The sequence below is a fragment of the Actinoplanes sp. NBRC 103695 genome (genome assembly GCF_030269485.1).
GTDB lineage: Bacteria > Actinomycetota > Actinomycetes > Mycobacteriales > Micromonosporaceae > Actinoplanes.
The window spans coordinates 76976-95278 of sequence record NZ_BSTL01000015.1 but is presented as its reverse complement, the minus strand read 5'-3'; the positions used below and the strand labels follow the sequence as shown (position 1 = coordinate 95278).

Genomic DNA, 18303 nt, shown 5'->3' with positions numbered 1-18303 from the left:
TAAGCGAGCCTTGTGGAATGTCCGCCCAGATCCGGACTTATCGTGCAAAGAGAGCGCGACCGCGACCTCGTCGGCGGTGAGGGAAAGTACGCGCACGCCAGGCGGTGGATCTCGCGCTGGACCCGAAAGAGTCACTCGACAGTTTGCCTCTTTCTGAACGAGGCTGAAGTCGGCGCTCAGCGACGACGCCGACACGCTCCGTCGACCACAGTGGTCGTGGCATCACCAGATCGGTTCACAGGCTCCACCGTTAAGGCGGAAAAGCAGCTCAGACAGGGCCTGCGCAATTGAGGAAGCTATATGGTGAGCGTCGCCGCTCAAGAGCCGGTGCCGGAGGTCCCTCGCCACCACGCCTCCGATCCCCCGATGAACGAGGACGGACACGTGTCGATTCCCCAGCGCGGTTTATTGGCCGCCGGTTTAGCCGCCGTCGTGGCCGGTTCCGTAGGTGCCTTCTCGATCGTGAGCGCCAGTGCGGACGAGGTCTCCGCCGCGGCCACGCCGGTCGCGCCTCCGGCCGCCGTTGCTGACGACGCGCCCCAACCGCCGGAACTGCTTCCCTGGGGGGAGAAGCCGTCGCCGGTGAAGAAGGGCAAGGCCGGCGTTTCCAGCGCCGCTCTGGCCGCAGTCGGCGCCGACATCGCGCCGGCAAGCACCAGTTCGCCGACCGTCCCGGTCCCCGAGTTCGGCCCGAAGGGCTGGACCAAGGGCAAGCAGTCGCGGCGGACCAGCCGCACCACGGTGGCGCCCAAGCCGCCGACCGTCGGCCTGAAGGCCGAGCCGGTGACCAAGAAAGCCGTGCCCGTCTACTACCACTACGCCTCCGGCTACCAGTACGCCGAGGTCGACGGCACCTCCGCCAACCTGTCGATCAACAAGCCCTATCTGGCGGAAGGCGACTTCCACACCCTGGGTGAGATCGCCGCGCAGTCCGCGGACGGACGTCAGAAGGTCGAGGTGGGCTGGGTCGTCAGCCGGAACATCAACGGCGACCTCGACCCGCACCTGTTCGTCTACCACTGGGTGGACAACGTCGAGTCGTGCTGGAACTCCTGCGGCTGGACGCAGATCAGCAAGGACGTCGTTCCCGGTGGCAGGTTGCCGACCGGCGTCATCAAGAAGTTCGGCATCCAGCAGTTCGACGACGTCTGGTGGATCGCCTACGACTCGGTGTGGATCGGGTACTTCGACAACAAGAACTGGGGCGGCAGGTACACCAAGGCCGGCCTGGTCCAGTGGTTCGGCGAGGTCGCCTCGGCGGAGTGGCAGAAGCCGTGCACCGACATGGGCAACGGCATCGCACCCGAGGACAAGGACAACGGCCCCTCCGCGGCGCGCTTCAACAGCATCTCGCTGATCAACGGCCCGAAACTGGGCTACACCGAGGAGTCGAAGAGCCCGCCGGACCCGGAGGACAAAGAGGCCAAGCCCCAGCCGGCGGTTTACTCGACGGCCTTCGTCACCGAGCGCGGCTTCCGGTTCGGCGGCCCCGGCGCCTGCTGACGCCCTGAACAGCGTTCGTACCGCGACGATGCCCGGTCCCCGGCGAGGGGGGACCGGGCATCTCCTTGTGCGTGTCCCCACCCGCGTCGAACCGTTCCCAGCCTGACGGTGTACAAGAGGGTGGCCGGGCGGAACGGCGAGGAGGGGACCAGGCGGGAGATGAAGAGACGGGTGAGTCCCGACGAGGAGCTGATGACCGCGCTCTACACGGAGCACTACGCGGTGCTTCTCAGTTTCATCTCGCGCTATGTGCGGGACCGGCACAAGGCTGAGGACCTGGTGCAGGAGACCCTGCTGCGCGCCTGGAAACACATCGACCACCTGGACACCGACATGGGGCGGACCAGGTCGTACCTGCTGACCATCGCCCGTAACGTGGTCACCAACGCCTGGCGGGCCGAGCAGCGGCGGCCGCACCTGGTGGCCGACGACGCCGCGGTCAACGCGGTGCCCGCCGCCGACAACGTCGACCAGCTGGTCGAGGGCTGGCTGGTCGCCGAGGCGCTGGAGCGGCTCTCCGAGGAGCATCAGGCCGTGGTCCGGGCGATGTACTACGAGGGGAAGAGCGTGGCGGACGCCGCCCGCAAGCTCGCCGTCCCGGAGGGGACGATCAAGTCCCGGGCCTACTACGCCGTCCGAGCTCTGCGAACCGCTTTCGAGGAGATGGGGGTGCTGCGATGAGCAACAGCGAACACGACGAGCTGCGGCGCCTCCTCGGCGGTTACCTGCTCGGCGGCCTGGACGAGGCGGACACCGACCGGCTGGACGCGCACCTGCGGGACTGCGACGACTGCCGCGGCGAGCTGGACATCCTGGCGCCCGTCCCGGAGCTGCTGCAGCGGCTGCCCGAGACGGTGCGGGCGAACGGCGGGCCGTCCGCGGCCGGGCCGGCGCTGGCCATCGGCACCCGGCCCAGCCCGGAACGCATCGAGGGCCTGCTCCGCAGGATGCGCGCGGAGAAGTCCCGCACCCAGCGCCTCGCCCGGGTCCGCTGGCTGGCCGCCGCGGCCGTGGTGCTGGTCGCGGTGGCGATCGGCTTCGGCGTCATCACGGCCGACCGCGGCCAGCGGCAGCCCCAGGTGCTGCCCAGCCCCGAGCTGGTCACCGCCCGGTTCGAGTCGGCGGCCGGCAGCGGGCTCTCCGGCCAGGCGGTGCTCACCCCGAAGACCTGGGGCGTCTCGGTGTCTCTGGACGTGTCCCGGCTGGAGGGCGACGGCCCGTTCGTCTGCCAGGTGCACAACTACGGTGGGCAGATCGAGCAGGCCGCCGTCTGGGGACCGACCCCCTCCGGCAACGCCAAAGTGATCGGTGCCAGCTCGATCCAGCTGCCCAACGTCAGCTCGGTGGCGATCGCCGACCGTCAAGGACACGTGCTGGGCACCGCTTACCTCAATTGAGCCTTCCTCAATTCAGTACGCGCCTCAGGTCCCAGGCGGCGCCCAGAGCGCGGTAGATGTCGGCGGCCGCCGGGTCGCCGGCCTCCTCCAGCGCCGCACCCAGCTCCGGAATCCGGCCGACCATCCGGTAGTGCTCGGCGGCCTGCCGGGCATGTTCCGGGTTGCCGGTACGCAGGGTGCGGATCCGTGCCGCCGCCGCGAACGCGCGGGCCGGCACGGTCTCGGCCGCCGCCTCGTCCGCGCAGGTCGACGTCGCGATCGCGGCCACCTCGTCGTTGCCCACCGAGCGGGCCAGCCGGACGATGTCCGGCAGCCACTGGTGACGCAGCATGAGCGGGGCGTACGCCGGTTCCCACAGCGGCGCGAGGACGGCCAGCGCATCCTCCGACCGGCCCTCCTGCACCAGCGTCAGCGACCGGGCCATCAGCAGGAAGTCGCACGCCTCCCGCTCGGCGATGGTGGTCGGCAGCTGCGCCTCGGCCGCGTCCAGATGTGCCTTGGCGGTGGGCAGGTCGCCGCGCCGGCCCGCGATGAGCGCGGCCACGCCGTGCAGCAGCATGGCGACGGCGGGCGGCTCCCGGGTGCCGTGAAACGTTATACCCGGATCCGTGTCGGTGACCTCGCTGATCTCGGTCAGCGCCTCGTCCCAGCGGCCCTGCCAGTAGAACTGCACCGCGGACGCGACCTGGAGGCTGGCCGGCAGGCCGTACCGCCTCGCCACGTCGGCGCCGGAGCGGATCGTCTCGCCCGCCTCGTCCAGGCGGTCCAGGTTCTGCAGCGAGAAGACCCGGTTGTCCATCAGGTCGTAGAGCAGCGCCGCATCCTCGTCGCCGACCGTCTCGATGGCCTGGTCGATGTGGGTCAGGGCGGAGAGGTGGTCGCGGCGGATCGAGTCGATCAGCCAGCGGGTCTGCAGGGCGAAGGCCGCCTCGTACGCCGAGTCGGCCAGCTCGTGCATCTCCACCGCGCGGTGCTCGGCCTTGTCCAGGTCGTCCAGGCTGCCCCGGCTGAACTGCGCTCGCAGGATGCGATGCCGGGTACGCCAGAGTTCCGGCACGTCCGGCTGGTCCAGCGCCTCGTTCAGCAGCATGATCGCGCCGTGCTCGTCACCCCGCCGGTACCGCATGGTGGCCAGCAGCTGACGCATGTCGGCCTGCCCGGCCACGTCGGTGGCCAGACCCAGCGCCTCGCGCGCCTCCGCCTCCGGGAACTCGTCCAGCCGGAACAGCAGCCTGGTGGTCGCCACCAGCAGCGTCGCCCGCTGCTCGCGGGTCGGCACGTCGGTGGCCAGCACCTGGCGCAGCAGGTCGCCGGCCACCCGCGGGGCCCGCTTGATCAGCCGGGTCAGGTTGCCGGTGAGCCAGGCGACCACCCAGGTGTCGACCACCATGGTCTCGGCGGCCAGCTGTTCGGCGATCCGGTGGACCGGGCTCCCGGCCCGGGCCAGCGCCTCGGCGGCGTGCCGGCGCAACGTGGCCCGCAGCGGAACCGGGATCGCGTCGTGCAGCGCCGCCCGCAGGAACGGATGCCGGAAGGTCAGCAGCTGGCCGGACTCGACGATCACGTGCGCCGCGACCGCCTCGTCGAACGTACGGACCAGCAGCACCGGCGAACGGCCGGTCAGGGCGACCACGTCGGACGCGGCGAACTCCATGCCGAGCAGGGCGGCCAGCCGGAGCACCTCCTGGGTGTCCGGGGACAGCGACTCCAGGGTGCGCTGGACGGCCCCGATCACCGAGGTCGGCATCCGTTCGGCGACCGTACCGTCGACCTCGGCGACCCCGTCGACCACCGTGACCGACCGCTGCCGGACCAGGTCGGCGCCCAGCTCACGGGTGTAGAGCGGGTTGCCGCCGGTGCGTGCGGCCAGCGAGCGCAGCCCCTCGCCGGGTGAGCCGCCGACGATCCCGCCGATCAGCGTCTCCACGTCCGGAGCGCTGAGCGGCGCCAGGTCGACGATGTGCGCCTCACGGGTGATCAACGCGCGCCGGAGCTGGCCGAGCCGACCGGTGTCCGGCCGGGCGGCCGCCACCAGCAGCAGCGGCAACCGCCGGACCGCGCCGGCCAGCCGGCCCCAGACCAGCACGCTGGACTCGTCGGCCCAGTGCATGTCGTCCACGATCAGCAGCAGCGGCGCCCGCAGACAGGACTCCCGGATGAAGCCGAGCAGACCCGTGTCACCCTCGCCCTGCAGCCGCTCGGCGGCCGCGGCCAGCCGGATGTCGCTGGATGTGGTCTCCAGGCCGAGTGCCTCCATCAGTACCTGTAACGGGACGCGTTGCCCGAGTTCGTCGGCGATGCCCCAGGCCACCTGGCAGCCGGCCGCGGTGGCCCGGGCGAACGCGGAGGTGAGCAGCTCGGACTTGCCGATCCCCGCCTCGCCCTCGATCCAGACCGCGCCGCCGCGTCCCTCGGCCAGGTCGTCGACCAGGCCGCTGAGCAGGTCCAGCTCGGTGCGGCGGCCGACGAACGGCACCCCGGACCGGGCCCGGTTCACATGCGCCGGGACGATGTGCAGCCGCGGGACGGTCTCCGGCTCGGGCGCCGCGCCCGGTCGCACCCTCGCGACCGGCGGCGGTTCGGCGATCTCGCCTGCCAGCAGGTCCCTCTGCAGCTTGCGCAGGGAGGCGCCGGGCTCGATGCCCAGCTCGTCGACGAGGACCCCGCGCGCGGTCTGGTAGACCTCGAGCGCTTCGGCGGTGCGGCCGGAGGTCGCCAGTGCGCGCATGAGCAGCTCGTAGAGGGCCTCGTGTAGCGGGTGGTCGCGGACCAGGCCTTGGAGCTCGTTCACCACCTCGCTGCCGCGGCCGAGTTCGAGGATGGTCCGGGCGCGCTGCTCGAGCATGCCGAGCCGCATCTCGCCGAGCCGTCGCCGTTCCTGCTCCGCGTACGGTCCGGAAACGCCCGCGTACGGTTCGCCCCGCCACAGGGCGAGGCCGTCGTCCAGCGCGGCGATCGCGCCGATCAGATCCTCGTCACGCAGCCTGCGGTTCGCTTCGCCGCGGCAGTGTGTCAATTTTTCGACATCGACCGACGACGCCGTCAATCGGTAACCGCCGGCAACCGTGGAAAGACGCTCCGCAGCCGTCCCCAATACACGCCGCAACCCGGACACGTAGGTATGCAGGCTGCCTCCCGCGCTGGCCGGTGCGCTGTCCCCCCAGACAGCATCGACCAGCTCGTCGCGGGTCATAGCCCGTCCGACCTGCGAAACCAGTACGGCGAAGACGGCACGCTGGCGAGATGGCCCCAGTGCCACGTCCGCGCCGTCGACAACTGCGCGTAATTGGCCTAACACCTCCGCGTGCAATTCACCGCTCATCCGCCCCCCTCGACGTCTGCGCGCTTGTCCGTTGGCCCCCGCCAACCCAAATAATGCCCTGTTCGCCGTTCCCTCCCGAGACGGCGTCAGCGCCCTTGCATCCGGCGCAGGTCCCACGCGGCGCCGAGAGAACGGTAGATCTCGGCGGCCGCCGGATCGCCGGCCTCCTCCAGCGCCGCGGCCAGCTCGGGGACGCGCCCGACCGATCGGTAGTGCTCGGCCGCCTGGCGAGCGTGCTCCGGGTTGCCGGTACGCAGCGTGCGGATCCGCGCGGCGGCGGTGAAGGCCCGTGCCGGCACGGTCTCGGCCGCCGCCTCGTCCGCGCAGGTGGCAGCGGCCATCACGGCCACGTCCTCGGCCCCGACCGATCGAGCCAGCCGGACGATGTCCGGGAGCCACTGGTGGCGGAGCATCATCGGGGCGTAGGACGACTCCCACAGCGGCTTCAGCACGGCCAGCGCATCCTCCGGCTGGCCGTCCTGCACCAGAGCCAGCGACCGGGCCATCAGCAGGAAATCGCACGCCTCCCGCTCGGAACTGGTCGCCGGCAGCTGCGCGTCGGCGGCGTCCAGATGTGCCTTGGCGGTGGCCCGCTCGCCACGCCGACCGGCGATCAGGGCGGCCACGCCGTGCAGCAGCATGGCGACGGCGGGCGGCTCCCGGGTGCCGTGAAACGTGATGCCGGGATCGGTGTCGGTGACCTCGCCGATCTCGGCCAGTGCCTCGTCCCAGCGGCCCTGCCAGTAGAACTGCACCGCGGACGCGACCTGGAGGCTGGCCGGCAGGCCGTATCGCCTCGCCACGTCGGCGCCGGAGCGGATCGTCTCGCTGGCCTCCTTGAGACGATCCAGGTTCTGCAGCGAGAAGACCCGGTTGTCCGTCAGGTCGTAGAGCAGCGCCGCGTCCTCTTTGCCGACCGTCTCGATGGCCTCGTCGATGTGGGTCAGGGCGGCCAGGTGATCGCGGCGGATCGAGTCCACCAGCCAGCGGGTCTGCAGGGCGAACGCCGCCTCGTACGCGGACTCGGCCGCCTCGTGCGTCTCGATCGCCTGGCGTTCGGCCTTGTCCAGGTCGCCCAGGTCGCCGCGGCTGAACTGGGCGCGCAGCACGCGGTGCCGGGTGCGCCAGATCCCGGGGACGTCGAGCTGCTCGAGCGCCTCGTTGAGCAGGGCGATCGCGCCGTACTTGTCGCCACGCCGATAGCGCATGGCGGCGAGCAGCTGGCGCATCTCGGCCCGGTCGGCGGGATCGGTCGCGAGGCTCAGCGCCTCGCGGCCCTCGGTCTCCGGGAATTCGTCGAGCCGGAAGAGCAGTTTCGTGGCCGGCACGATCAGCGCCTCGCGTTGGTCGCGGGTCGGCACGTCGGTGGCCAGAACCTGACGGAGCAGGTCGGCCACCATGCGCGGGGCCTGCTCGATCAGCAGGGTCAGGTGGTTGAGGAGCCAGCCGACCACCCAGGTGTCGACCACCATCGGCTCGGCGGCGAGCTGCTCGGTGATCCGGTTGATCGGGCTGCCCGCCTGGACGAGTGCCTCGGCCGCGTGCCGGCGAAGCGTGGCCCGCAACGGGACCGGGATCGCGTCGTGCAGGGCCGCCCGCAGGAACGGATGCCGGAAGGTCAGCAGTCGCCCGGACTCGACGATCACGTGCGCCGCGACCGCCTCGTCGAACGTACGGACCAGCAGCACCGGCGAGCGGCCGGTGAGTGCCACCAGGTCGGACGCGGCGAACTCCATGCCGAGCAGGGCGGCCAGCCGGAGCACCTCCTGGGTGTCCGGGGACAGCGACTCCAGGGTGCGGCGGACGGCGCCGATCAGGGAGGCGGGCAGCTGGTCCACCACCGACTCGTCGACCTCGGCGACGCCGTCGATGACCGTGACCGACCGCTGCCGGACCAGGTCGGCGGCCATCTCGCGGGTGTAGAGCGGGTTGCCGCCCGCGCGTGCCGCGAGAGATCGGAGTCCCTCGCCGGGTGAGCCGCCGACGATGCCGCCGATCAGCGTCTCCACATCGGGAGTGCTGAGCGGCGTGAGTGGGAGCACGTGCGCCTCCCGGGTGATCAGTGCTCGGCGGAGCTGGCCGAGCCGCGCGTCGGGCCGGGCGGCCGCCACCAGCAGTAGCGGCAACCGCCGGACCGCGCCGGCCAGCCGGCCCCAGACCAGCAGGCTGGTCTCGTCGGCCCAGTGCATGTCGTCCACGATCAGCAGCAGCGGTCCCCGCAGACAGGCCTCGCGGATGAAGCCGAGCAGACCGGTGTCACCCTCGCCGGCCACGCGCTCGGCGGCCGCGGCCAGCCGGCTGTCGCTGGACGTGCTTTCCAGGCCGAGGGCTTCCATCAGCACCTGGAGCGGGACGCGCTGGCCCAGCTCGTCGGCGGTGCCCCAGGCCACCTGGCAGCCGGCCGCGGTGGTGCGGGCGAACGCGGAGGTGAGCAGTTCGGACTTGCCGATGCCGGCCTCGCCCTCGATCCAGACGGCGCCGCCACGTCCCTCGGCCAGGTCGTCGACGAGGCCGCTGAGCAGGTGCAGCTCGTCGCGGCGTCCGACGAAAGGCGCGCCGGAGCGAGCCCGGCTGACGTGGGCGGGCATGATCTGCAGCCGCGGGGTCGGCTCCGGCTCGGGTGGCGGTGGTGGTGGCGGCTGGGCGCTCTCCCCGGCCAGCAGCTCTCGCTGCAGCTTGCGCAGCGACCCGCCGGGCTCGACGCCGAGCTCGTCGACGAGGACCCCGCGCGCGGTCTGGTAGACCTCGAGCGCTTCGGCGGTGCGGCCGGAGGTCGCCAGTGCGCGCATGAGCAGCTCGTAGAGGGCCTCGTGTAGCGGGTGGTCGCGGACCAGGCCTTGGAGCTCGTTCACCACCTCGCTGCCGCGGCCGAGTTCGAGGATGGTCCGGGCGCGCTGCTCGAGCATGCCGAGCCGCATCTCGCCGAGCCGTCGCCGTTCCTGTTCTACGTAGGGTCCGGTTACCCCTGCGTACGGTTCGCCGTGCCAGAGCGCGATTCCACGCTCGAGCACCGTTACGGCACCGAGACGATCGCCTTGCTGGAGCAGGCGACCGGCGTCACTTCGGCAATGTGTCAATTTTTCGACATCGACTGACGACGCCGTCAATTGATAACCGCCGGCAACCGTGGAAAGACGCTCCGCAGCCGTCCCCAAAACGCGCCTCAACCCGGACACGTAAGTGTGCAGGCTGCCTCCCGCGCTGGCCGGTGCGCTGTCCCCCCAGACAGCATCGACCAGCTCGTCGCGGGTCATAGCCCGTCCCACCTGCGAAACCAGTACGGCGAAGACAGCACGCTGGCGAGATGGCCCGAGCGCCACCTCCACGCCGTTCACAACGGCGCGTAATTGGCCCAACACCTCCGCGTGCAATTCACCGCTCATCCGCCCCCCTCGACGCCCACCCCGTTTCAGCCCCCCGGCCCGGACATTGTCGTCCATCTCTACAAGGACTGTTATCCGGGTCCTACCGTGCGGTTGTTGATCCCGGTGGAGGAAGTGTGAAGAATCCCTGGAGCCCCCCTCCCCAGACTGAGAAGTGTCGATTGGTCGTGAGGAGAGAAACCCCGTGAAGATCGTTTTGCAGGCTCCAGACCCGTTGAGCCGTGCCGGGCTCGCCGGGTTGGTCGAGAAGGACCCCGGCATGGAGATCGTCGAGGACTGGAACGACTCAGACGTCGCCGTGGTGGCCGCCGACCGGCTGCGCCACGACGTGGTGTCCCGCCTGCGCCGCGCCGCCGACGCCACCGGCAAGCCGGTGGTCCTGGTGGTCAGCGAGCTCAACGAGGGTGAGCTGCTGACCGCCGTCGAGTGCCGGGTGGTGGCCGTGCTGCCCCGCCAGGCGCTCACCGAGGAAAGGCTGCGCCATTGCATCCGGACGGCCGTGGCGGGTGGCGGGGTGATCCCGCCCAGCCTGGTCGGCGAGCTGCTCAAGCACGTCGAGCGGCTCCAGCGCGAGGTGCTCGCGCCGAACGGGCTGAACGCCTCCGGGCTCACCGCCCGGGAGATCGACGTGCTGCGGTTGCTCGCGGACGGCAAGGAGACGCCGGAGATCGCGGCGGAACTCTGCTACTCCGAGCGGACCGTGAAGAACGTGCTCTACGGCGTCACCCACCGGCTCAACCTGAAGAGCCGCTCGCACGCCGTGGCCTACGCCATGCGGGCGGGTGTCTTCTAGGACTCAGGTGAAGCGGAACGTCGTCGTGATCGCGTCGAAGAGGTCGTGCATCTCGGCGGCCAGCGGCAGCGCGGGGCTGCCGCCGGTGATCAGGGCGACGCGGGCCTGACCGGCGCCGGGCCAGGGTACGAACGTCTGAAGCAGGGCGGTACGCACCCACCCGGCGCCGTCCGGCAGCGGCACGTCCTCGACGCCCCTGGTCCGGGTGACCGTGCCGATGTGCGGCAGGCCGACCTCCTCGACCACCCGCCAGGGACGGTCAGGTCCCCGCGACGGGATCGGGCGCAGATGCTTGCCGACCTGCGCCACCTCGCCCGGGGCGGCCACCACCGAGACAGTGATCGTGGCGGTGAGCAGCGCGGTGTCGAATCCCTCGGCCAGCACGCCGCAGTAGACGGCGCCGTGCGAGTGCGCGGTGCGCGAGGCGCTGCGCAGAGCGTGAACCAGTGCCGCGCGGTGCGGCTCGAGCTCGGGCACCACGGCCACCCGTTCGCGCACCAGGGCGGCGACCGAGCCGTTGCGGGTCTGCGGATGCAGGTCCACCTCGTACCAGCTGGGCGGCACCGCGAGGGCGAAAGCGGTCGGCGCGGCCGTGGCCGTCATAACGCCTCCCTGGACCGCCGCAGCGCGCGGTCGGCCAGGTCGCCGAGGGTCTGGCAGTTCTCCTGCACCTGGACGCGCCCGTCCGCCCATCCCGACTCGAACTGCCGGATGGCGCCGTCGACGGCCGGATCGCCGATCGTGCCGCTGATCCACTCCGGGGCGGTCCACATCGCTGCCGACACGTCCTGGAGGGCACGGGAGAAGGCCTCGAGCTGACTCACACCAGCACTGTGCCAAAGGCCCGAACGGCGTCCCGCCGGATCGGTGTGAACGGACCTGACATGAGGGCTGTTCGCCCCAAGTCGTTCCCTTGCGCAGTAGGCGTCCTCACCATTTGCAGCGTTGTGTATCACGAGGAGGAGCGCATGTCTCGGCCGCTCGACTGGTGGGTCCTCGACCTGGAGTCGGATCCCGCGCCGGGCTCCTGCGAGGAGGCCGAGGCGCTGGCCGGCCGGTTGACCCGGTTCGCCGACGACGCCGAGCACGCCGGCCTGGCGGTCCGCTCGATGGGCGAGGAGACCGTGCTCTGCTGGACCAGCTTGTCCGCGGACCGGTTCGCCGAGCGCTTCGACGACTTCCCGGCGCAGATCCTGCGGGTGTGCGCCTCGCACCGGATGGCAGCGGAGGCCCTCACCTCGTACGTGCCCAGGCTTCGCGCCGCCCAGGCGGACGCCGACCGGGCGCTGGCCGACGGCAAGGTGGCGCGCAGCCGCCTGGAGGCCGCGGTGGACGCCCCGCTGACGGATGCGCGAGGACGGCCGGCGAGCGCTGAGAGTGCCCTGGACGCCGCGAAGGCACTGGCCGAGCAGGCACGCCGGCTGCGCGAGGACGCGGCCGCCACCTGTGCGAAGGAGATCGGGGAGGCGTCCGCCGCGGGCATTCCGCCCCGGTCGTTCTGGGACAAGCTGGCCGACGGCTTCCAGATGCTGTGGGAGGCGACCAGCGAGTCCGCCAAGTGGGTCACGGTGTCCACCGGCGCGGTCGCGTTGTCGGTGTGCGCGCCGGCGTCCTGGCTGGCACCCGCGGTGGGCGGACCGTTGCTGGGTGGCGCGCTTGCCGACCTCCGGGCCGGTCGGGGCAGCGTCGCCGGGCTGGCGCTCGGGGTGCTCGGGGGGCTGCCCGGGGTGGTCGGGATGACCTCGCTGGCCCGGCTCAAGGAGGCGTGGCAGACCAGGCCCGCGGACTTCGCCGGGGTCAAGGTCGAACGGCCCGGCCCGGCGGCGGTCCTGATCACCAGGAGCCTGAGCACCGCCCGGAGCCTGCCGCCGTACGCCACCTCGAAGTCCGTCGCGCAGTCCCCGCTGCACGGCCGGGTGGACGTCAGCACCGGCCGTGTCCTGATCGTCGAGACCGACCTCGAGGTGCCCGGCGACCTGCCCATCCGGTTGTCCCGGACGCACCGCTCGGGTCTGCGGCCGGGCCGGTTCTTCGGCGACGACTGGGCGTCCACACTGGACCAGCGGGTGCAGGTCGAGGACGACGGGCTGCACCTGGTGCTGGAGGACGGCACGCTGCTCAGCTATCCGGAGCCCGGCGCGTCCGGCGTGGCACACCCGCGGCACGGCACGGATCGCCCGCTGTCGCGTACACAAGAAGGCGGGTTTGTCGTCGAGGACCCGGAGAGCGGTTGCTCGTGGCGGTTCGCCGCGCCGGACGAGGAGGGCGCGGCGCTGCTCATGACGATCACCCGGGGAGCGCACCGGATCGACGTGCTGCGTGACGGGCTGGGCGTGCCGGTCGAGGTGCGCCGCACCTGCGGAACGCGGATCGAGGTGCGGACGACGGCCGGGCGGGTCACCGCGATCGGCGCGACCGGATTCGGCTACGACGACGAGGAACGGCTGGTCAGCGCGGGGGGCACGGCCGTCGTCCACGACCCGGCCGGGCGGGTGGTCCGGCACGGCGACGAGGTCTTCTCCTACGACCGGACGGGCCGCTGTGTCCGGTCCGGTGCGAGCGTTTTCGCGTACGAGATCGGCCGCACCCTGGCGACCGACGGACCCGGCGGCACCACCGCCTACTCGCTGAACGACCACCGCCAGGTGGTCGCGACCGCCGACCCGGTGGGCGTCATCGTGACGACCCAGTGGGACGCCCAACACCGCCCGGTCGTCCGCACCGATGCCCGGGGCGGCCGCACCACCTGGGACTACGGCTTGCCGGCCGGCCCGGTGGCCCGCACCGACGCGATCGGTGCCCGGCGCTTGCACCGCTGGGACGCCGCGAACCGCCCGCTGACCGTCACCAACGAGCTCGGTCAGACCTGGCATTTCGGGTACGACGCGGCCGGCCGTCCCGCGCGTGAGCTCGACTTCGAGGGGCGGGAGCGGGTCTTCGACTGGGACGAGCACGGCCGCCTGACCCGCGACGGCGCGATCGGGTACGCCTACGACGATCGCGGCCGGCTGGCCGAGGAGCGGATCGGCGACCGGGTGACCCAATACTCCTGGACGGACGAGGGCCGCATCGCCGCCGCGGTCACCGAGGGTGGCGTCACGGTCGAGATCTGGCGTGACGCCGCCGGCCGCACGATCGCGGAGGGTGTCGACGGCACGGTCACCACCCGTGGCGCGACATGGGAGTGCGACCACGCCGGGCATCCGGTGATCGCACGGATCGCCGGACACACGCTGACGTTCACCTACGACGCGTCCGGCGCGGAGACCTCCCGCGAGCTGGACGGCACGTTCCGCATGCGCACCGAACGCGACGCCGCCGGCCGCCCACTGGCGCAGGTCTTCGGCGCCGACGGGGAACGGCGGGAGTTCCGCCGCGCGCACGGCGACGTGATCGCGATCGAGGACCGCCGGGAACGCCGGGAGATCGACCGCGACGCGCTGGGCCGGGTGACCGGCTTCGGCGCCGAGCGGTACGCGTACGACCCGATCGGCCTGCTGATCTCCCCGCTCATCGCCGGTGGGCGGCCGATCACCCGCGACTCCGCGGACGGCCGGCGGTGGCTGCACGAGTGGGACGACGCCGACCGGATGACCGCGGTCACCACCCCCGACGGCGTGCGCTGGACCTACCGGTACGACGGTCTGGGACGCCGGGTGGCCAAGGAGTGCGGGCGGGAGCGTTACACCTTCGGCTGGCTCGGCCACCGGCTCGTCGAGCAGCGGCACACCGTCGGCGACGGACCGGTCCGGGTGACCACCTGGGTGCACCACCCGGTCACCGGTCACGTGGTCGCGCAGGTCGACGACGGGCGGTTGTGCGCGGTGGTCACCGACGAGGCCGGGACACCGACCGACCTGGCCGACCCGTCCGGCGAGCGGATCTGGCAGCGGCGGGCCACGCTCTGGGGGCTGGACCCGACGTCGGCTACGCCGCTGCGCTTCCCCGGGCATTACCGGGACGCCGAGACCGGGCTGCATCACCACCGAGGCCGCTACTACGACCCGGTCACCGCCCGGTACCTGACCCCGGACCGCCGTGGTCTGCGCGGCGGCCCGAACCCGTACGCCTACGCCACCGACCCGTTCACGGTGACCGAGCCGCACGTGCGCCTGGATCCGCCGACGATCTTCGCCGCGCAGCAGATCAGGGCCACCCGGGCGGCCCTGTCCCGAGCCTGTGGATAACTCGGCGGAATTGTCGTAGCCCCGCGCTACGTTGACCGCCCACCCACAGGGGCGGGGGAGGCGGGCGGTGCGCGGGTCTCACATCACGCGGGTCTCACATCACGCGGGTCTCACATCACGCGGGAAGCCGGCGGTGCGGCGACGGCGCGGCGACGGCGCGGTCCTACGTCACGCGGCGGAGCTTGGCCAGGTAGGTCTGGGCGACCACCACGACGGCCAGGAACGCGCCGCTGATCACCTGCTGGTAGCTGGACTGCACGTTGCCGACCTGGTTGATCATGTTCTGGATCACGCCGAGGAGCAGCACGCCCGCCACGGTTCCGGCGATCGTTCCGGCGCCGCCGGTGAGCAGCGTTCCGCCGATCACCACGGCGGCGATCGCGTCGAGTTCCATGCCGGTGCCCAGCACGGTCACGCCGGAGCCGAGCTTGGCCGCGTTGATCGCCCCGGCCAGGCCGGCGAGCAGGCCCGACAGGACGTAGACCCAGATTTTGGTACGCCGTACCGCGATGCCCATCAGGCCGGCCGCGTCCTCGCTGCCTCCGATCGCGTACACCGCGTGCCCGAACCGGGTGCGGGCGAGCACCATGATGCCGATCGCGACCAGCACGACGGCCAGCCACACCGGCCAGCCGATGCCGAGGAACGAGCCCGTGCCGAACGACCGGAACGCGTCGCTCTTGACCAGGTAGGTGTTCGAGCCCTCGGTGCTGAGCGCGCGCATCAGACCCCGCGCCCCGAGCAGGGCGGCCAGGGTGACGATGAAGGGCGCCATTCTGGTGTACGCGATGAGCAGCCCGTTCACGATGCCGATGGCCCCGCACACGGCCAGTGGCGCCAGAAAGGCCGCCCCGGCACCCCACTGCGACGCGTACGCCGAGACGACCCCGCCGAGCACGTAGAGCGAGCCCACCGACAGGTCGATCCCGCCCGTGATGATCACGAAGGTCATGCCCAGCGCGATCAGCATCGGCGGCGCCGCGGCCACCAGGATCGTGCCGGCGTTGTCGAAGGTGCGGAAGTTCTCCCACACGATCGACCCGATGATCACCACGACGGCGAGCACCGCCAGGGCGCCCTGTCGTTGCACCCGGCCGACGATCCGGTCGGTGCGTTCCGCCCGGCGCACGTCCGCCGCGACGACCGCGGGAACCTCGGGTTCGGTAGCCAACTGGGTCACCGGCTCTTCCTCTCGCGGGCGACGTAGACGGCGATCAGGATGATCACGGCCTGCACCATCTCGGTGATCGACGGCTGCAGGTTGTGCTTGATCATGGTGGCCACGACCAGCTGCATGAGCAGGGCGCCGGCGACCGTGCCGAGCACCCGGACCTTGCCGCCGGTGAGCGGGGTGCCGCCGACGACGACCGCGGTGATCGCGGAGAGTTCGATCAGCAGGCCGACCGCCGAGGCGTCACTGGACTGGATGCGGGCGACGGCCAGGATGCCCGCGATCGAGGCGAGCACCGAGCAGATCACGTACACGGTGATCAGGACTCTTTTGACCGGGAGGCCGGCGAGCTCGGCCGAGGCGCGGTTGCCGCCGATGGCCAGCAGGCGGCGGCCGAAGACGGTGCGGCGCACCACGAACGCGACGATGAGGACGAGCACCGCGGCGATCCAGACCAACACGGGCAGGCCGAGGAGGTCGCCGGAGCCGAGGTAGAGGAAGTCGTCGTTGCGGATGTCCTTGAGCTGGCCGCCGGAGATGACCAGGGCGAGGCCGCGGCCGCCGACGAACAGCGCCAGGGTCGCCACGATGGGTTGCAGACCGACCCGGGCCACCAGGGTGCCGTTGATCAGGCCGACGGCCAGGCCCGCCACCAGCGAGATCAGGATCGCGCCGGTCAGGCCGTACCCGAGATAGAGCGGGATCAGCGCGGCCGCGAGAGCCATCACCGAGCCGACCGAGAGGTCGATGCCCTCGGTGCCGATCACGAGCGCCATGCCCAGGGCGACGATCACGATCGGAGCGACCTGGATCAGCTGGATGCGCAGGTTGCTCCAGGTCAGGAAGTTCGGCGTGAAGATGATGTTGAAGAGGATCAGCAGCACGATCGCCGCGTAGACGCCGTACTTGGGTAGCCAGGCCTTGACCTGCGCAAGGTCGACTTTTTTGAGAGGAAGAGCCTGGGTGGTCATGCGTTTTCCCCCGCGGCCGCGATGGTGTTCAACAAGTCCTCGGTGGTGACCTGGTCGCCGGTGAGCGTGCCGACGACCACGCCGTCGCGCAGCACCACGACCCGGTCGGCGCCCTCGACAAGTTCCTCGGCGTCGGAGGAGACCAGCACGACGCCCAGGCCCTCGGCGGCGAGCTCGTCGATCAGGCTCTGCACCTCGGCCTTGGCCCCGACGTCGATGCCGCGGGTGGGCTCGTCCAGCAGCAGCACCTTGGGCTGGGTGGCGAGCAGGCGGGCGAGCAGCACCTTCTGCTGGTTGCCGCCGGAGAGGTCGCCGACCCGCTGGTCGGGGCTGGAGGCCTTGATCCGCAACCGTCGCATGTAGATCTCGACGACCTTGTCGATCTTCGATTCGGAGACGATGCCCAGCCGCGAGAGCCGGGGGAGGATGGCGAGGGCGATGTTCTCGCGTACCGAGAGCCCGGCGACGATGCCTTCCGCCTTGCGGTCCTCGGGCTGGATAGCGATGCCCGCCTTGACCGCGCCGACCGTGGTCGGCCGCTTCAGCTCCTTGCCGTCGATGCGGATCTCGCCGCCGTCGAGCGGGTACGCCCCGCCGATCGCCTTGATCGTCTCGCTGCGCCCGGCGCCGAGCAGCCCGCCGAGTCCGACGACCTCGCCGGGGCGCACGTCGAAGCTGATGTCGTGCAGTTTGTGCCGGCTGTTCAGGTTGGTCGCCCGCAGCACGGGAGGGGCCTGCTCCGCGCCGGTGTGCTCGCCGGAGAACGCGGTCGCGCCTTCCCGCCGCACCTCGGACATCTCCCGGCCGAGCATCAGCGACACCAGCTTGATGCGCTCCAGGTCCTTGATCTGGCCGGTGTGCACCACGCGACCGTCGCGCAGGATCGTCACCGCGTCGCAGATCTGGTAGAGCTCGTCGAGCCGGTGACTGACGTACACGATGCCGATGTCCTGGGCGTGCAGGTCGCGGATGACGCCGAACAGCGTCTCCACCTCGCGCGGCTCCAGGGACGAGGTGGGCTCGTCCATGATCACCACGCGGGCGTCGATCATCACCGCCCGGGCCAGCGCGACCATCTGCTGCGCGCCGAGCGCGAGGGTGCCGAGCTGGCGGCGGACATCCGTGGTGACGCCGTAGCGCCGCAGGATGTCCGTCGCCTCGCGATTCATCCGCCCCTCGTCCAGCGTGCCGAATCTGGTGCGCGGCTCGCGTCCGAGGAAGAGGTTGTGCGCCACGCTCATCAGCGGGATGAGGTTGACCTCCTGGTAGATCGTGGAGATCCCGGACTTCTGGGCGTCCATCGGCGTGCCGAAGGAGACCCTCTCGTCCCGGTAGCGCAGTTCACCGTCGTCGGGCTGGTAGACGCCGGTGAGCACCTTGATCAACGTGGACTTACCGGCGCCGTTCTCGCCGACCAGGGCGTGTACGTCGCCCTTGTTCAGCGTGAACGAGACATCGTCCAGTGCGCGTACGCCCGGGAATGTCTTGGTGACGCCGGCAACCTCTAACAGCGGCATGAACGCATTCACTCACTTCTCAACATATTCCGTCAAGGCTCGACATTTTTGTTAGCGCT

12 protein-coding genes are annotated in these 18303 nt (G+C 71.2%); 5 read left to right on the top strand and 7 right to left on the bottom strand.

Features of this window, described 5'->3' with window-relative positions; translation table 11 throughout:
- Positions 1-462 precede the first annotated feature (462 nt).
- The 3 genes from QSK31_RS26725 (at position 463) to QSK31_RS26715 (ending at position 2900) form a co-directional block, all read left to right on the top strand.
- Complete coding sequence (locus tag QSK31_RS26725) at positions 463-1503, top strand: neprosin family prolyl endopeptidase (protein WP_285687098.1); 1041 nt, start codon at positions 463-465, stop codon at positions 1501-1503.
- Positions 1504-1674: 171 nt separating this feature from the next.
- Positions 1675-2184, top strand: coding sequence for a sigma-70 family RNA polymerase sigma factor (locus QSK31_RS26720; protein ID WP_285687097.1), 510 nt, complete (start codon positions 1675-1677; stop codon positions 2182-2184).
- A complete protein-coding gene (locus tag QSK31_RS26715; RefSeq protein WP_285687096.1) occupies positions 2181-2900 on the top strand; it encodes a zf-HC2 domain-containing protein in 720 nt (239 codons plus the stop codon). Before QSK31_RS26720 ends, QSK31_RS26715 begins: the two co-directional genes overlap by 4 nt.
- Positions 2901-2907: 7 nt before the next feature.
- Here QSK31_RS26715 and QSK31_RS26710 read toward each other — a convergent pair whose 3' ends face one another.
- On the bottom strand, positions 2908-6222 hold the full coding sequence (locus QSK31_RS26710) for an ATP-binding protein (protein ID WP_352244500.1): 3315 nt from the start codon (positions 6220-6222) through the stop codon (positions 2908-2910).
- An 86-nt stretch (positions 6223-6308) separates the two neighbouring features.
- Positions 6309-9605 carry an ATP-binding protein gene (locus QSK31_RS26705; protein WP_352244499.1) on the bottom strand — a complete coding sequence of 1099 codons (3297 nt, stop codon included), beginning with the start codon at positions 9603-9605 and terminating at the stop codon, positions 6309-6311.
- Between the two features lie 259 nt (positions 9606-9864).
- Here QSK31_RS26705 and QSK31_RS26700 point away from each other — a divergent pair, with 259 nt between their 5' ends.
- On the top strand, positions 9865-10398 hold the full coding sequence (locus QSK31_RS26700) for a helix-turn-helix transcriptional regulator (RefSeq protein ID WP_502873019.1): 534 nt from the start codon (positions 9865-9867) through the stop codon (positions 10396-10398).
- A gap of 3 nt (positions 10399-10401) precedes the next feature.
- Here QSK31_RS26700 and QSK31_RS26695 read toward each other — a convergent pair whose 3' ends face one another.
- Both QSK31_RS26695 and QSK31_RS26690 read right to left on the bottom strand, forming a co-directional pair.
- Complete coding sequence (locus tag QSK31_RS26695) at positions 10402-11001, bottom strand: hypothetical protein (RefSeq protein WP_285687093.1); 600 nt, start codon at positions 10999-11001, stop codon at positions 10402-10404.
- Positions 10998-11222, bottom strand: coding sequence for a hypothetical protein (locus QSK31_RS26690; protein ID WP_285687092.1), 225 nt, complete (start codon positions 11220-11222; stop codon positions 10998-11000). Before QSK31_RS26690 ends, QSK31_RS26695 begins: the two co-directional genes overlap by 4 nt.
- Before the next feature lie 144 nt (positions 11223-11366).
- Here QSK31_RS26690 and QSK31_RS26685 point away from each other — a divergent pair, with 144 nt between their 5' ends.
- Positions 11367-14585 carry an RHS repeat domain-containing protein gene (locus tag QSK31_RS26685; RefSeq protein WP_285687090.1) on the top strand — a complete coding sequence of 1073 codons (3219 nt, stop codon included), beginning with the start codon at positions 11367-11369 and terminating at the stop codon, positions 14583-14585.
- A gap of 163 nt (positions 14586-14748) precedes the next feature.
- Here the strand turns inward: QSK31_RS26685 and QSK31_RS26680 are convergent, their stop codons facing one another.
- From QSK31_RS26680 to QSK31_RS26670, 3 genes are read right to left on the bottom strand one after another with little or no spacing between them, the layout of a single operon-like run.
- Positions 14749-15765: an ABC transporter permease gene (locus tag QSK31_RS26680; protein ID WP_285687089.1), complete on the bottom strand. Its 1017-nt coding sequence runs from the start codon at positions 15763-15765 to the stop codon at positions 14749-14751.
- Positions 15762-16727, bottom strand: coding sequence for an ABC transporter permease (locus tag QSK31_RS26675; protein WP_285687088.1), 966 nt, complete (start codon positions 16725-16727; stop codon positions 15762-15764). The genes QSK31_RS26680 and QSK31_RS26675 overlap by 4 nt, the downstream gene beginning before the upstream one ends.
- Entirely contained in the window at positions 16724-18244 is a 1521-nt protein-coding gene (locus tag QSK31_RS26670) for a sugar ABC transporter ATP-binding protein (RefSeq protein ID WP_285687087.1), read from the bottom strand. Before QSK31_RS26670 ends, QSK31_RS26675 begins: the two co-directional genes overlap by 4 nt.
- Positions 18245-18303: the final 59 nt, after the last annotated feature.

Excerpts from the sequence above, each read along its gene's own strand:
- QSK31_RS26715 (WP_285687096.1), top strand. The coding sequence starts at position 2,181 with ATGAGCAACAGCGAACACGACGAGCTGCGGCGCCTCCTCGGCGGTTAC.
- QSK31_RS26710 (WP_352244500.1), bottom strand. The coding sequence starts at position 6,222 with ATGAGCGGTGAATTGCACGCGGAGGTGTTAGGCCAATTACGCGCAGTT.
- QSK31_RS26705 (WP_352244499.1), bottom strand. The coding sequence starts at position 9,605 with ATGAGCGGTGAATTGCACGCGGAGGTGTTGGGCCAATTACGCGCCGTT.
- QSK31_RS26700 (WP_502873019.1), top strand. The coding sequence starts at position 9,865 with ATGGAGATCGTCGAGGACTGGAACGACTCAGACGTCGCCGTGGTGGCC.
- QSK31_RS26695 (WP_285687093.1), bottom strand. The coding sequence starts at position 11,001 with ATGACGGCCACGGCCGCGCCGACCGCTTTCGCCCTCGCGGTGCCGCCC.
- QSK31_RS26685 (WP_285687090.1), top strand. The coding sequence starts at position 11,367 with ATGTCTCGGCCGCTCGACTGGTGGGTCCTCGACCTGGAGTCGGATCCC.
- QSK31_RS26675 (WP_285687088.1), bottom strand. The coding sequence starts at position 16,727 with ATGACCACCCAGGCTCTTCCTCTCAAAAAAGTCGACCTTGCGCAGGTC.
- QSK31_RS26670 (WP_285687087.1), bottom strand. The coding sequence starts at position 18,244 with ATGCCGCTGTTAGAGGTTGCCGGCGTCACCAAGACATTCCCGGGCGTA.